Here is a 14258-nt window from a genome sequence, read left to right on the forward strand (position 1 = left end):
GACCAAGCTTCCCCTCCCACGAGCAAGGCTGATCCATGTGGCCGTTACCCACAATCAACAGAGAAAACATGCCATTCTTCTGAAGCAATTCTGTACAAAAATGCTTGGTGGGCGAGCCCCTTCAACAGGACCGTGGCGTGTCGAATGTGTCGCGGGTACGACTTAACGAGGTTCATACCGTCGAAGCGATGGCGTTGAATATTAATTTATCATAAAAGCAGCTTTCACCTTGGATGAAAGCATGCAGAAGTTCGACTTTACAGATCTGAAGATTTTAATCTCGGCAGTTGATCGCGGAAGCCTCTCCGCGGCAGCAGAGGAAAACAACCTGGTCGTCGGAGCCCTGAGCAATCGACTGAAGCGGCTGGAAAGCGCCTTCAACCTGGAGCTTTTCGAGCGCACGGGGCGAGGCATAAGGCCGACCCTGGCGGGGCATATGTTTACCCGCCACGCCAGAACCATACTTGATGACGCGCGCAAACTTGAAATCGACCTGGAAGCATTTGCCGAAGGACGCAGTGGAACGGTCCGCGTGTTGTCCAACACGAACATGCTCTCAGAGCATATGCCTCAAGCGCTTGCTCCGTTTCTCAGAGACAACCCGGACATATTTGTGTCCATGAAGGACAAGCCAAGCCACGAGGTCGTCAATCTGTTGCGCAATGGCGAAGCGGATATCGGCGTGGTTGCTGCATCCGCAGACATGACCGGATTGGAACGGTGGCGATTTGTGCACGACAGGCTTGTGCTGATTGTGCCGACCGCTTCAACATTGACGGGCTCAACCAGTTTCTCGTCGATCCTCGACGCTCCGTTGATTGGCCTGCCGGAGAAGGTGGCGTTATCGCAATTCCTCCGTCGTCTGGCCAATGAATCGGGACGCCGGCCGAACATTCGTCTCCGGTGCGAGAATTTCGAATCCCTGAGCCGTATGGTTGAGAACGGAGTGGGCATTGGCATTGTCCCACAAACTGCCGCATTTCGATACGGTCTCGCCATGAACTTCCGCATCGTGCAGATCGCCGAGCCGTGGGCAGAACGGGAGCTGTATCTGTGCGTAAGAAACAAATTGCATTTGCCCCGATACGCAGCAAACCTGCTGGACCATCTTCTGCAATATGGTGAAACCTATAGCGGGACATAGGTTTTTAGCTCCCCGCCGAAGCATTGTCGCGTCCGGCGGCTTACGGCAAGACTGTTGCTCAATGAGTCCGAGAGGCGGTCGAAGAAACAGTCAACTCATAGCTCGATGATACATGCTTGGAGGAAAGTTTATTAACTCGATACAGTCCATAGATCTACGTATTGTGGATGACTTTGTTGACTTCGTCCGAGGCCATGGCTTTGTGCTGGACCTTTCCAATGCTAGCTTCGTCGACTTTTTGCTGTGGGCCGCTCCGGATCATAAATCGCGACAGGACGCGCCAAGGTCCTGTTTCAGGCGAAAATGGCGCGGTCAGTCGTGCTCTCTCGGAGCACCCGTCGATCCACGTTGTACGAGAGTTGCGCCTAACGAGACCCGCTGCACGGACTGCGTTTCGCCTTCATGCTGAAGGAGCCCGACAGCAATGCGACCGAGCTCGCGGCGATCGACCCGCATTGTCGTCAGCTGCGGCGCCGAGTGAGCCCCAACCGGCAGGTCATCAAAACCGACGACGGAAATGTCGCGTGGAACCGAAAGACCATGAGCCTGGACGGCCTGGATCGCGGCGATCGCAACAATATCGTTGATGCAGACCATGGCGGTCGGGGGGCGCTTGATCTTCGCCAGATACTTTGCAACCAGTTCGCGCGCATCGATGCCGAGCATCATCGGCGTGCCAAGGTCGAGAATGTGTCGCTCCGCGTCGAAGGCGATATCAGCTTCTTCAAGCGCATTGCGAAACCCGTCGATCCGTCGCCGAATGGATTCCCGGTACGGGTGTGTCACGTGCAGGATTTCGCGATGGCCGAGGTCAAGGAGGTGACGCGTCGCCATCCACCCGCCAAAGTGATAGTCGGGCGCGATACTCGAAAGCCGCATCGAGCGGTCCATGCCGTTTATCAGGACAGCCGGAATTCCCATTCGCGAGATGCTGTCGATGAGCGGCGGTCCGTCGACGCCCAGCAGCAGAACGGCCTTGGGCATTGCACCAGAAAACAGCTGCTCCGGCGGCAGGTCACAGTCGCTGTCGGAGACGACCTTGACGTCGATGACAACGCCTTCCCGGGCACCCGCCTCCACGATGCCGGCCAGGATCTCGCCATAAAAACCATCGTTCTGGGCATAGCGCCCAAGCGTCAGGACAGTCGCCTCGCGCGACGGTGCGGCATTCAGACGCCCGCCGCGCCCCTTGTATCCGATCTGGTCCATGATCTGAAGGATGCGATCCCGGCTGGCCTGACTGACGCCGCCTCGATTATTCAGGACTTTCGACACGGCCGCAACGGAAAGGCCGGCTTCGGTGGCGATGTCTTTTAGCGTCAAAACCGGATCGGCGTCGTTCAGCGTCATCTGTTTTCCTGTCATTGGATCGTCAATGCCGCTCGCCTTCGCCCGCTCCCCAAAGGGAACGAGCGAAGGCGAGCATGTATCAGCCTCTCTTTATCATAATAGTCTCATTGAAATCACCAGATCTCCAGGGACCCCTTCCATTGCGGACATCAATCGGCGGATTGTGCCCGGCGTGGCCTGCCCTAATCCTGGCGCTCGCCATTCATTTCGAACGCCGATCACCGGAAACGGCGATACGTTCCGCCCGCTCCGACACCACCACGGTGGCGGGTGTGAAGTTCATCAAAGTAATATCGGCGGCTTTGCCGTCCGGCCTGTCCTCACCATAATTGTCGAGTTTGCCGAGGAAGCCATCATTGGTGGCGATTTCGATCCTCATGTCGCGTGGGACGAAATCGGGCTCGGACGTGTACAGGGAAACGGCATGATGGCTTCCATTGATCTGTGCAAGCAAGTGACTAGCGGTTCCTTCCCGGCTGTCCAGGATCTCCAGTTCGACGCGTGCACCCGAATAGGTGTTCTGCGCGATGCTCAATGCCTCGCCATATTTGGCATCGGCCTTTGCGCCAAGAAGAACGTCATCCGTGCCGATATGGAAACCCGCCTGTATGGTATCCCTGACGGTGGAGTTGACAATCAGGCTTCCGCCGACGCCAAAACCTGTGCAGATGCCCCGGCGCATGCCAGTGACAGTCGCATTGCGAATCGTCGTTTTGCCGGTGCGCACATCGCCGCTCTTGTCATAAAGGCGGATTCCGTCCTCGCTGAGGGAGACCATGTCACCCGGCGGAATGCGGCCATCGCGATCGGGCAGCACGCCTTCACCACTGCCTTTGATCTTGAAGTTCCGCTCTGCGGCAAAACTTGCGGTTTCTGCCAGGATGTCGTTGGTGCGGCGAAGAAGTCCATCGACCTTGCACCCGTCGATCAGTGTGTCAGCCGCGCCCTGTATGAAAATCCCGTGGCCCATTGCGCGCATATGGACGGTGCAATCGATCAGGCTGACGCGTTCGGCCGGCGCGCCGATGCGGATACCGTTCATCTTGCGGACCGGATCGCCGCTGATCCCGAACAGGCTGCCATATCCCCATGGGAACGATCCGGCAGTGTGTACGGTGGCCCCACGCAGGGTCACGTCATCGCCGGTGATGTTGAAAATCTTGTTTCGCGACTGCAGTCCCGGCTTGTCGCCATAAGTTTCGAAATATCCGCCCTGCATGGTGATGCGGTCGCCGGTCAGATCGATGACGCTGTAAAAGCCGCCTATCCCCGGAATGATACCGAATTTCGAAAACAGGCTGGTGTTGGCCTGGATCCGCACGCCCGTCATGTCGAACGTGCTGCCATTGCCGGTAAACTCGATAAAATGGTGACAGAGCGCTCTGTCCAGACGATAGGTGCCAGGCTTCAGCCGAACCTTGACATTATCGAGATGGGCGTAACCGCGCAGTGCATCGAGGCTGTCTACGACGACAAAACCGTCCGGAGCGATCGCTGCAGGCTCGTCTCCCGTGGTGATTTCGAGCGCCGAAACGGCAATGGCAGCACCCTTCGGCCCGGCACCACGCTGAATGCGGAAGACCAGTTCACCGCGCAAGGACAGATTGAAAAGCTCGACAATCTGCGAACCTACCGCCCCGTTTTTCCGCCACAGCTCGTTGGCTGCGGCGTCATAGAGCACGATGTCGCTGCCCGGAAGTGCGTCTGCATCCAGCTTGAAACGAACCTTGGACACCGGACCGTCGACCTTGCGATGGACCGAGACATAGGCTGGCAAGGAGCCGGATGTCGCTGCCGATGTCGCGCGGAAGCCATTTGGGCTCAGGTCGATATCGAACGTCTGGGCGTTGTCCGGGTGATTGAACCGGACCATCCACCCGCCCTCGATCACCTGCGGCAGGCCGAGCTGCGGCTCGGACGCCGCCGCCGGCAGGGCACAGGCAAAGGCAAAGGCAAAGGCGAGCGCAACGGCAAGGACCCATGCCTTGCACCATTTGAAATAGATCGTGTGCCGATTATGCAGGAACTTTGTCATGGTCCTCTTTTCTTGATGGTCGCGAGCCGTCGAGCGTGAGCGATGGCCGGGCACATGCGGTTAAGCAATGCCGGGCCGATGCACGATCGAAATCCGCCGCGGATGTTGAGCTATGCCCGTCATAGGCCGAGGAGACGGGGCAACCACAGCGTGACTTCCGGAACATAGGTAATGACCAGAAGACCCAGGATCTGCAGTGCAAAGATTGGCATCAGCGGCCTGGTCACCGCGCCAATGCGCTCGCCGCTGATGGAGCAGGCGACGAACAGGACGGTGCCCACGGGCGGCGTGACGATGCCCATGGCTAGGTTGTAGACCATGATGATGCCGAAATGGACCGGGTCAACGCCGAGTGCGGTGACGACGGGAAAGAAGATCGGCGTAAAGATCAGCATGGCGGGCGCCATATCCATCGGAATTCCGACAATCAGCAACACGATGTTGATGATGAGGAGGACCATGAATTTGTTGTCCGCAACCATCGTCAGAAGCGAGCCGACGGTCTCCGGGATTGAGGCGAATGTCATCGACCACATCATCACCGTCGAGCAGGAAATCAGAAAGAGGATCGATCCGGTAACGAGTGCCGATTCTGTCAGGATCGTGCGCAGGCGCTCTAAGGTTAGCCCGCGGTAAAGGACAGCGAGCAAAAGACTGTAGATGACGGCCACGCCTGAGCCTTCGATCGCTGTGAAGGCACCGCCGAGAATGCCGGCAATGACGATCACCACCAGAAGCAGACTGGGGACCGCGCGGATGAAGATACGCAGGACTTCCGAGCCGCTCGGGCGTGCTTCATCGACCTCATAGCCGTTTTTGCGGGCATACCACCAGGCATAGATCATGACGCAGAGGCCCATGATGATCCCTGGCAGGTAGCCGGCCATGAACAGGGCAATGATCGAGGCGCTGCCGCCGGTAATAAGCGAATAGACGACAAGCGCACCGGAGGGCGGAATCAGCATTCCGCAGGGCGCCGAGGCGGCGTTGACGGCAGTGGTCATCGCCATGTTGTAGCCCTTCTGGCGCGCCACAGGGGTAATGATCCCGCCGATCGCCGAGGCCGATGCGATGCCCGAGCCAGACAAGGTGCCAAACAGCATGTTTGCAAGCACGTTCGTGTGCCATAGGCTGCCGGGGATGCGTCCGCCAATGACCATCGCAAGGTCGATCAGTCGTCCGGCGAGACCAGTCGCATTCATGATATTGCCGGCCAGAATGAAGAATGGCAGCGCGAGAAAGCCGAAGCTGTCCAGGCCGTTAAACATGGTCTCACCGACCGTCGGTAAAACGAGCGACATGTCGAGTTGTAGGCCAAGTGTCAGCACGCCTGCCAGAGCAAGTGCAACCGAGATCGGCAAGCCGATCAGCAACAAGACGAGCGAGACGACAAAGAGAACCACGGTGGAGGTCAGCTCGAGATTTGACGCCACGACCTGCGCCATGAATTCCGAGCGCCACAAAAGCGCGATCAAGGCACAGGAAATAACGCAGGCCAGAAATGAGCCTGCAAGGAGACCCCAGTCGGCCTGGTTGATTTTCGCAAGCCGCACGATCTCGAACGCCTGCGTCACGACGATCATCAGCCCGCAGACCACGATGGCCGACAGCATTGCGCCCATTGACAGCTGCAGCATCGGCGTGACAGTCGCCAGATTGCCAAGCACGCTAGTCAGACCGCCCCAGACGAGGACACCGCCGAACAGGCCGCAGATCATGGCGTTGAGGTATTGCAGGAAACGCTGCCCGCGCGGCGGCAGGGCTTCGATCAGCATCGGCAGGTTCATGTGCTGACCGGTGATGAAGCAGTAGCCGGCGCCGACAAGGCCAAGCCAGATCAGGGAGAAGCGCAAGAATTCTTCGGTGATTATGCTCGGTGCATTGAAGAGATAACGGGTTCCGATCTGCCAGCCGATGGCCAGGACCATCAGGCCCAGCACCACCAGCAGAAACGTTGACACCAGACGCATGGCCGCCCGTCCGGCCCAGTGCAGGCTCAGGTTGCCCTGGGGTGCCGACAAATGTTCATCCAAAATCATAATCTCCTCCTCCTGGGCGTGATCGGCGGCCATTGGCCGCCGCGTTCTGCCGCCCCTCTTACCGGCCGGTCAGCGCGAATATTGCTTCGATCACCGGTTTCTTTGCGGCGTCGCCGCGTGCGGCGGCATACATGGGCTCCACGGCTGTCATGAATGGCTTCAGATCAGTGTTGGTGACCTTCACACCCAGTTCGGCAACGGCCTTCGCCAGCTGTTCAGCCTCCGTCTTGTCGGCAAAATCAATGGACTTCAGGCTGATCTTCTGAAACTCCTCGCTGACAAGGGCAAAGTCCTTGTCACCAACGCGCTGCTTGAAACGAGTGGAAGTGACCACGTAATCGGTCAGGCGGGTATGGTTGGTCACGAGCGCGTATTTGGCCACTTCGCCGAACTTGGCGACGTAAAGTCCCGCAAGTCCGCCCTCCGCGCCATCGACGATGCCCTGCTGCAAGCCGGGATAAAGCTCGCCGAACGGCAAGGGCGTGGGAACGGCGCCGAAGAGACGGACCATTTCCGTATAGGTGGGGCTTGAAATCGCCCGTAGCTTCAGGCCTTTCAGCCCTTCAAAATCAGAAACCGGCTTTGTCGTGTAGATCGAACGGAAGCCTGAAGAGAGAAAGCCCAGCGGCACGATGCGGCTGCTGAGCGCAGCGGTATCCAGTTTTTCCTTGACGTCGGCATCCGTCATGACCTTCGCGTATTCCTCCGAGGAGCGGAACACGTAAGGCAGGTTCATGACGCCAACGGCCGGCACGACCGTCTCCAGCGTTCCGGAGTTTACAAGCCCCAGATCCACCACGCCACTCTGGATCTGCTGGAGATACTGGGCCTGTTCGCCCAGAACGCCGTTGTGAAACATCTTGAACTGGACACGGCCGTCTGTCCGCTTGACGACAGCGGCGGCAAATTCGCCGATCAGTTGCCCCGCCGTACTGTCTTCGGAAACATTTGTCGCGAACCGGTAGGTCGCGGCCTCGGCGCGGGCACCGATCGCGGCACACACCAACAGCGCGCCCACAGCGCGCATGACAACTGACTTCATCATTTTTCTCCTCCACATGGTCGCCTCCCGACGACGCACTCTGTTCAGCGAAACTTTCGCTCACATTTTCGGCATAAAAGACCTCTACCCGCCTTGATCAGCCGGCTCGGTATCCTTTCCGCCGGAATTTTTCTGCCTCCGCCGACAAAAACCGTATCACCGGAATAAATTCCGTCAAGGAAATTTCTATACTTGACGAAACTTTCGCCATCAGCGAAACAATTGAGGCATGGAGGAGCCGATGAACGAAACACAAAAGACGTCGTATTTTGCTACGGAGGCCGTCAAGGCCACCCATCATCATTATCAGGCGGCCCTGGAGCGCTGTGTTGACCGCCTGCGTGGACTGATCCGGGTTGCCGGACTGCGCAATCCCAAGATCGGCGATGCGGATGATAGATGGATTTTTTGCAACGGCCCGGACTGGGTCATGGGCTTTTTGTCCGGCAAATTCTGGCTCGCCCATCAACTGACCGGAGAAAGCCACTTTTCAAACGCGGCCCGTGCCAGGCGCCCGCAGTTTCGGGCTATTCTTGACAATCGCAAAGCGCGCGACCACGACCTCGGCTTCGTATTCTCGCTGAGTTCTGTGGCCGAATGGCTGTCGACGGGCGACGAAGCCGCACGCACCATGGGACTGGAGGCGGCCCGCGCGCTCGCAGCCCGTTTCAGGGAAGAAGGTGGTTACATTCAGGCCTGGAACCCGGTGGGGCCGCATGACCGGGCGCAGGCGCGCTTTGCCAATGGCCGGATGATCGCCGACACCATCCAGAACCTTGCCCTGCTTCACTGGGCACATCGTGAGACGGGCGTTGCCGATTTCTGCGAGATCGCCGACATCCACGAGATGAGCTCGATGCGCCATCTGGTGCGCAGTGACGACACCACCTTCCATACCTTTGTGTTCGATGCCTCAAGTGGCGAACCACTGCGGGGCGAAACACATCAGGGCCACGCCCACGAAAGCTGCTGGGCAAGGGGCCAGGCCTGGCTGATTCACGGCTTTGCCAACTGCTATCGGCTGACGGGAAATCCGCTTTCGCGCGACGTCGCACTGCGGCTGGCGACAAAGGCCGAAATCCTGCTTGGTGATAACGCGGTTCCGGTCTGGGATTACAGCCTCCCCCCAACCGGTCAGCATCCGCTCGACAGTTCGGCCAGCGCAATTACCGCCGCCGGTGTCTTCCTGCTCGCCGACTTTGTGGAACCGGCAGATGCCGTTCGTCTTCGTGCCTTCGGCCGGCGTCTTCTCGATGGGTTGCTGACGCATTGTGACCTGACCGACGTGGACGGAGCTCAAGGCTTCCTTTCGCAGGGCGCAGCTCATGTTCCAGCTGGCCGTTTTGATACGATGCTGCCCTATGGAGACTACTATTTCATGGAGGCGCTTATGCGGGCGCAGGGCCACACGGACTTCTTCTGGTGATGGCAGGGAGTGATGGATCAGCCTACGCGGGCTCGGCTCATGGGTGCTCACGCTTTCTGCCCTGCCCGACACGACAATAAGGGCTGGCGAATAGGTGCGGCTCTGCCGGTGTCTTCGCGATGAAGCGGAATGTTGGGCGGATGAACACCAAAGGGAACCGAGGGCATCCATGACTGAACCCTATCCATTCGCTTTCTCGGGATGGAACCCGCTCGCGGGAAACCCGCTGAGAACAAGGGCCGACTGCGAAGAGGCGCTTAGACAATTGGTCGCGCCGCTTTCCGCCTATATTTCGCCGGGCAGAGCGCGCATACGTCTTTCGGCGGGCGGCGCCGTCTTTGACCGCGCCGCCGCCGACCTTGAGGGCTTTGCGCGGCCCCTCTGGGGACTTGCACCGGCCGCGGCTGGCGGAGCAGCCTGGATCGACTGGGAAAGTATACGCCGTGGCCTTGCCAATGGTGTCGACCCAGCTCATCCCGAGTACTGGGGCGATGTCGGCGACGTCGACCAGCGGATGGTCGAACTGGCCGCGATCGGGTATGCCCTCAGGCTGGTACCAGAGTTGTTGTGGGAGCCCTTGCCTGACCGGGCACGGGCGCATCTTTCGGCCTATCTAATCGCGGCGCGCGCAAAGGAATTTTCGACCAACAACTGGCGATTTTTTCGGCTGATGATCGATCTTGGTCTCGAGACGATCGGACTAAGCCCAGATCCTGAACCCGCGCAGATCTACCGGGAGGACATAGAGCGGCTTTACCTCTCGGACGGCTGGTATCGCGATGGCCCGGACAGGCGAGCCGACTATTACATCCCATTTGCCATCCATTTTTATGGCTTGCTGCTGGCAGCTTACGGTAAGCCGACCGAACAGACACCGCGGTGGCGAGAACGGGCGCGTGCTTTCGCGCCGCAATTTATGGCCTGGTTCTCGCAGGATGGTTCTGCTATTCCCTTTGGGCGTAGCATGACCTATCGCTTTGCGATGGCAGCCTTCTGGGGCGCGTTGGCTGTTGCAGATGAAGAGGTTCTTCCGTGGGGCGTGATAAAGGGCCTGTGGTTGCGGCACCTGCGGTGGTGGTCGGGGCAGCCGATTGCCGATCGCGACGGTATTCTATCAATCGGATACGGTTATCCAAACCTTCTGATGTCGGAACCCTACAATTCTGCCGGCTCACCTTATTGGGCGCTGAAAGTCTTCGCGCCCCTGGCCCTGCCTGAAAGCCATCCGTTCTGGCAGGCGGAGGAAGAAGTTTGTCCCGCTAGGTCCGGCGTTTCCCGACAAAGCGAGCCGGGCGCCCTTCTGTTTTCCTTACCCGGCGATGCGGTAGCGCTCTTCTCGGGCCAGGAAACGACCCAGGCATTTCGGCACACGGCGGAAAAATATGGAAAGTTTGCCTATTCGGCGCGATACGGATTTAGCATCGAAAGCGACCTGACAGGGTTCGAAAACGCCGTCTTGGACAGCATGCTGGGCTTGAGTGATGACGGCCGCCATTTTCGCGTCAGAGCCTCTAATGTGGTCGCGCGTATTGGAAACGACTTCCTTTACTCACTTTGGAAGCCCTGGCCCGATGTCGAGATAGAAACATGGCTTCTTCCCCGTCCCCCTGGCCATATGCGAATTCACCGCATCCGTACGCCGCGGCCGCTTGATGCGAATGAAGGCGGCTTTGCAGTCGCAAGAACGGACAACAATGCCGTTGAGCTCACGGATGGCGCAGATAGCGCGGTCATCATCACAGCAGAGGACGCCTCAGCCATCCTGGATCTTGGCTCGACGGTACGCCGGGCGGGCGTCTGTCATCCGGCTCCACCAAATACCAATCTCATTTCCAGCCGCACCTGGGTGCCGCAGCTCAGAGCTCACCTGCCCGCCGGCGAAACAATCCTCCGCGGTCTGGTCGTCGCGTCCTGCGATCCCCGGATTGTTGCCACCTGCTGCGAGACTGCACCGTCAATGCCTGACATCGCCACTCTCGAAGAGGCGACCGAAGAGGCTCAAACAGTTGGTGTCGCGGATATGGATTTCAGGCCCCAAGGAACACGCCATGACCGCTGACCAGCTCGGGATTGCCTCGGCGGGACGGATATTTGAATTGCCGCGGGCGGCGGTCCTGTGAGCCGTATTGCGGACAAACAATCCGATCGCGCCCGATGTCCCCTTCCTCGTTCTCCGAGGATCTATCCACTCAAGAACCCGCAGGATTTTCAGCCATGAAGCTCTCCCTTCAAATCCTCGACCCGGACGGCCATGTTGAGATGGAACGGGCGGAAGAGAACGAGGTGTTCCTCGTGCACGATCTTCCCTATCAACGCGGCAGCCGGCTGAGGCTGACCACCGACCAGCCCGGCTGCCATATCGTGTTTTCCCTGGACGAGGGTCTGCCTGGGACCCTTGCCTATCTCGCCGGCGAGCATTTCGAGTTCCCGGTCCCCTTCGAAAGTGACAGGATACCTTACCCGCCGCAGGCATTCATGAGCACGCGGCACAGACTGCTTGCCCGGTCTGCCAGACCGGAAGAGGTTGAGAGCCGCAGAAACCTCGCCCTCAATCCGTGGGACTGTCATACCAATCAAACGCTGTTCCCTCACGCTTTTGCCAATGTGGAAACAAGGGGCGAGGCGGTATTTGCAGCCCGTAACGCGATCGACGGAGAGATGCCGAATGACGACCATGGTGTGTGGCCGTTCAGCAGTTGGGGGATCAATCAAAACCCGGACGCTGCCCTGTCGGTGCAGTTTGGTCGGCATGTGGAAATTGATGAAGTGGTAATCCGCATGCGTGCCGATTTTCCCCACGATGCATGGTGGGAGCGCGCAACAATCGCTTTTTCCGACGGATCCGAGACGATAATTGCCCTGAAGAAGACGGGAAGCAACCAGGCCTTTTGTTTTCCATCCCGAAGGGTCGAGTGGGTCAAGCTTCAACAGTTGATCAAGGCTGACGATCCCTCGCCTTTCCCAGCCCTGACACAGATCGAAGTCTGGGGGCATGACGTATAGCCCGTTCGTCAGGCAACGGCGACGACGTCTGAAAAACTGCGACCCGCACAAAACATAATAAGGCCAACCCTTGGGAAGAAACAATTTCTTTGAGGTATTTTATGACTGAACCGAATCAGATGCCGAAGCGCTGGAGCGACCTCCCCTATCATCACCGTTGGCTGCTCGATCAGGCAGAGGGCCTGATGGACTTCTTCCAGTATCGCGCCCTCAACCCCACAGGCGGCTTCTACGATCTGGACGACGAAGGCCGCCCGCTTTCAAACGCCAATGCAGTCCGCGGCATCCACGCTTCAGCGCGCATGGTCCACTGCTATTCGATCGCCTACATGCTCGGGCGCCCGGGGTCGGGCGACCTGATCGACCACGGCATGAATTTTCTCTGGAACGGCCACCGGGATCAGAAAAACGGCGGTTACGTCTGGTCGATGAACGATGACGGCCCGGCCGACACCAACAAGCAAGGTTACGGCCACGCCTTCGTCCTGCTTGCCGCCTCTTCCGCCAAGGTCGTCGGACATCCTCTTGCCGACAAGATGATGGCGGATATTACCGAAGTGCTCGAAACCCGGTTCTGGGAGAAGCAGCATGGCGCGATCGCCGAGGAATTTACTGCAGACTGGGGACCGATCGACGGCGGCACCTATCGCGGCCAGAATTCCAACATGCACCTCACCGAAGCGCTGATGGCAGCCTATGAGGCAACCGGCGAACAGCATTATCTCGACAAGGCGGAGAGTATCGCCGACCTGCTCATCCGCCGCCTTGCCGGTGCGACCGGCTTCCGCGTCGGTGAACATTTCGACACGAACTGGACACTCAACAAGGATTATTATCACCCGGACGAAATGTTCCGCCCTGCCGGCACCACGCCCGGCCACGCGCTGGAGTGGGCACGCCTTACCCTCCAGCTCTGGGCCCTCGGAGATAAGAAACACGCCTGGATGCCGGATGCCGCAAAGAAGCTGTTCATTCAGGCCATATCACTGGGATGGGACAAGCAGAAGGGCGGCTTCTTCTACACACTCGACTGGGATAACAAGCCAGCCAAGACGAACAAGCTCTGGTGGCCGATGTGCGAGGCTGCAGCTGCCGCTCACTTCATCAACCAGCACCTGCCGCACGATCCCTTCTTCGAGGACAGCTATCGCCTGATCTGGAGCACCATTGCAAACCGCTTCATCGACCACAAAAACGGCGGCTGGCATGAGGAACTGACGGAAGATCTCGTCCCGGCTCATACACTCTTCCACGGCAAGGGCGATATTTATCACGCCTTCCAAGCCTGCCTCATCCCGCTCTATCCGGCCGACGGCAGCCTGACGAAGATGATTGGCGAGGCTATCAGCTAAGCGTCGCTGATCGACGCGTGAGGAAGGCGTCGCAGCTAAACATCGATTAGCCTGTTCCAGGGCATGCAGCCTACCCGATAACTGTCTGATTTCCGCTCCAACGTGGGCCGACGCCTGATCGGGCTTTTATCAAGCGGCCGACCCTCGGCTGGCTGGCACGTCAGCCGGATCGCCCCAGTATCAGTCCGTCAACATCCACCAGCCTGCCCCAGAGGCTGCCTTTCAAGATATTCTTGAGATCCGCGCTAAAGTTCACCGGCTGACCGGATTGCTGGCTGAGGTGCCGGCCTACCCCGATCGCATAGGTCACGCACTCCTCCATTGCGTGCCGGGTCTTGCCGGCAAAACCGAATTCCAGGTTTGCCACCACCCGCACGGTCTCCAGGGCGCCAGAATAATGACGCTTGAGATCAAGAGCATAGATGTTCGCCCATTGGTCGCTGCCATCCTCCTTGTAGGACATGCGCACAGCATGCTCCGGGCTGGCAATATTCTTCTCGGAACCGAGGACAACAAACACCTCCTCCTTGCCGCGCTGCTGCGCGAGTAAGCCCACCCCGCGCGCGAGCGCCTGGTCAAGATCAGCGCCCTTTGCCTGCGCAATGGAGTCTTCGTAACGTACGTCGATTGAAATCATTTGATATCCGTATGCTGGAATGTATGACGATGACTGGTCGGCGTTTTTTAACATAATTGGCGGCGGAGTTAAAAACAGTTCAGACCGACACTTCTACCGCTGTGGTCACCGGCTTTGAACCCATTCCTGCGAGATTTCGCTGCCGATACCGGGTGTGAGCATCGGCCCTTCCCCTCAGAGAAAGGAGCACGATAAATTGTTTGCAACTCACAATCGTAATAATGATCATC

Annotated in this window: 10 protein-coding genes; 5 read left to right on the top strand and 5 right to left on the bottom strand. The window is 58.6% G+C overall.

The genetic code is table 11. The annotated features are described in order from the left end of the window. Window positions 1–241: 241 nt before the first annotated feature. Complete coding sequence (locus QSK43_RS06280; RefSeq protein WP_332302713.1) at window positions 242–1144, top strand: LysR family transcriptional regulator; 903 nt, start codon at window positions 242–244, stop codon at window positions 1142–1144. 312 nt (window positions 1145–1456) lie between these two features. Here QSK43_RS06280 and QSK43_RS06285 read toward each other — a convergent pair whose 3' ends face one another. The 4 genes from QSK43_RS06285 to dctP form a co-directional block, all read right to left on the bottom strand. Then, on the bottom strand, window positions 1457–2494 hold the full coding sequence (locus QSK43_RS06285; RefSeq protein ID WP_332302714.1) for a LacI family DNA-binding transcriptional regulator: 1038 nt from the start codon (window positions 2492–2494) through the stop codon (window positions 1457–1459). Window positions 2495–2696: 202 nt separating this feature from the next. Then, window positions 2697–4529, bottom strand: coding sequence for a hypothetical protein (locus QSK43_RS06290; RefSeq protein WP_332302715.1), 1833 nt, complete (start codon window positions 4527–4529; stop codon window positions 2697–2699). A 119-nt stretch (window positions 4530–4648) separates the two neighbouring features. Continuing rightward, window positions 4649–6568 carry a TRAP transporter large permease gene (locus QSK43_RS06295; RefSeq protein ID WP_332302716.1) on the bottom strand — a complete coding sequence of 640 codons (1920 nt, stop codon included), beginning with the start codon at window positions 6566–6568 and terminating at the stop codon, window positions 4649–4651. 58 nt (window positions 6569–6626) lie between these two features. Continuing rightward, window positions 6627–7610 carry a TRAP transporter substrate-binding protein DctP gene (dctP, locus tag QSK43_RS06300; protein ID WP_332302717.1) on the bottom strand — a complete coding sequence of 328 codons (984 nt, stop codon included), beginning with the start codon at window positions 7608–7610 and terminating at the stop codon, window positions 6627–6629. A gap of 229 nt (window positions 7611–7839) precedes the next feature. Between dctP and QSK43_RS06305 the strand changes: the two genes are divergently transcribed. The 4 genes from QSK43_RS06305 to QSK43_RS06320 all read left to right on the top strand — a co-directional run bounded on the left by QSK43_RS06305 (window position 7840) and on the right by QSK43_RS06320 (window position 13391). Continuing rightward, window positions 7840–9036 (top strand): hypothetical protein, encoded by a 1197-nt coding sequence (locus QSK43_RS06305; protein ID WP_332302718.1) that lies wholly within the window; start codon window positions 7840–7842, stop codon window positions 9034–9036. A gap of 169 nt (window positions 9037–9205) precedes the next feature. Beyond that, window positions 9206–11095: a DUF2264 domain-containing protein gene (locus tag QSK43_RS06310; protein ID WP_332302719.1), complete on the top strand. Its 1890-nt coding sequence runs from the start codon at window positions 9206–9208 to the stop codon at window positions 11093–11095. 155 nt (window positions 11096–11250) lie between these two features. Then, a complete protein-coding gene (locus QSK43_RS06315) occupies window positions 11251–12039 on the top strand; it encodes a carbohydrate-binding protein (protein ID WP_332302720.1) in 789 nt (262 codons plus the stop codon). Window positions 12040–12140: 101 nt separating this feature from the next. Beyond that, window positions 12141–13391, top strand: a complete 1251-nt coding sequence (locus tag QSK43_RS06320) for an AGE family epimerase/isomerase (RefSeq protein ID WP_332302721.1) — start codon at window positions 12141–12143, stop codon at window positions 13389–13391. Window positions 13392–13551: 160 nt separating this feature from the next. Here QSK43_RS06320 and QSK43_RS06325 read toward each other — a convergent pair whose 3' ends face one another. After that, complete coding sequence (locus QSK43_RS06325; protein ID WP_332302722.1) at window positions 13552–14028, bottom strand: hypothetical protein; 477 nt, start codon at window positions 14026–14028, stop codon at window positions 13552–13554. Window positions 14029–14258: the final 230 nt, after the last annotated feature.

Origin of the sequence: Rhizobium sp. GR12 (genome assembly GCF_036596185.1) — a bacterium.
GTDB classification, from domain to species: Bacteria; Pseudomonadota; Alphaproteobacteria; order Rhizobiales; family Rhizobiaceae; genus Agrobacterium; species Agrobacterium nepotum.

Coding starts and splice junctions, on each gene's coding strand:
- QSK43_RS06290 (WP_332302715.1), bottom strand. CDS start 4,529: ATGACAAAGTTCCTGCATAATCGGCACACGATCTATTTCAAATGGTGC.
- QSK43_RS06285 (WP_332302714.1), bottom strand. CDS start 2,494: ATGACGCTGAACGACGCCGATCCGGTTTTGACGCTAAAAGACATCGCC.
- QSK43_RS06310 (WP_332302719.1), top strand. CDS start 9,206: ATGACTGAACCCTATCCATTCGCTTTCTCGGGATGGAACCCGCTCGCG.
- QSK43_RS06320 (WP_332302721.1), top strand. CDS start 12,141: ATGACTGAACCGAATCAGATGCCGAAGCGCTGGAGCGACCTCCCCTAT.
- QSK43_RS06305 (WP_332302718.1), top strand. CDS start 7,840: ATGGAGGAGCCGATGAACGAAACACAAAAGACGTCGTATTTTGCTACG.
- dctP (WP_332302717.1), bottom strand. CDS start 7,610: ATGAAGTCAGTTGTCATGCGCGCTGTGGGCGCGCTGTTGGTGTGTGCC.
- QSK43_RS06295 (WP_332302716.1), bottom strand. CDS start 6,568: ATGATTTTGGATGAACATTTGTCGGCACCCCAGGGCAACCTGAGCCTG.
- QSK43_RS06315 (WP_332302720.1), top strand. CDS start 11,251: ATGAAGCTCTCCCTTCAAATCCTCGACCCGGACGGCCATGTTGAGATG.
- QSK43_RS06325 (WP_332302722.1), bottom strand. CDS start 14,028: ATGATTTCAATCGACGTACGTTACGAAGACTCCATTGCGCAGGCAAAG.
- QSK43_RS06280 (WP_332302713.1), top strand. CDS start 242: ATGCAGAAGTTCGACTTTACAGATCTGAAGATTTTAATCTCGGCAGTT.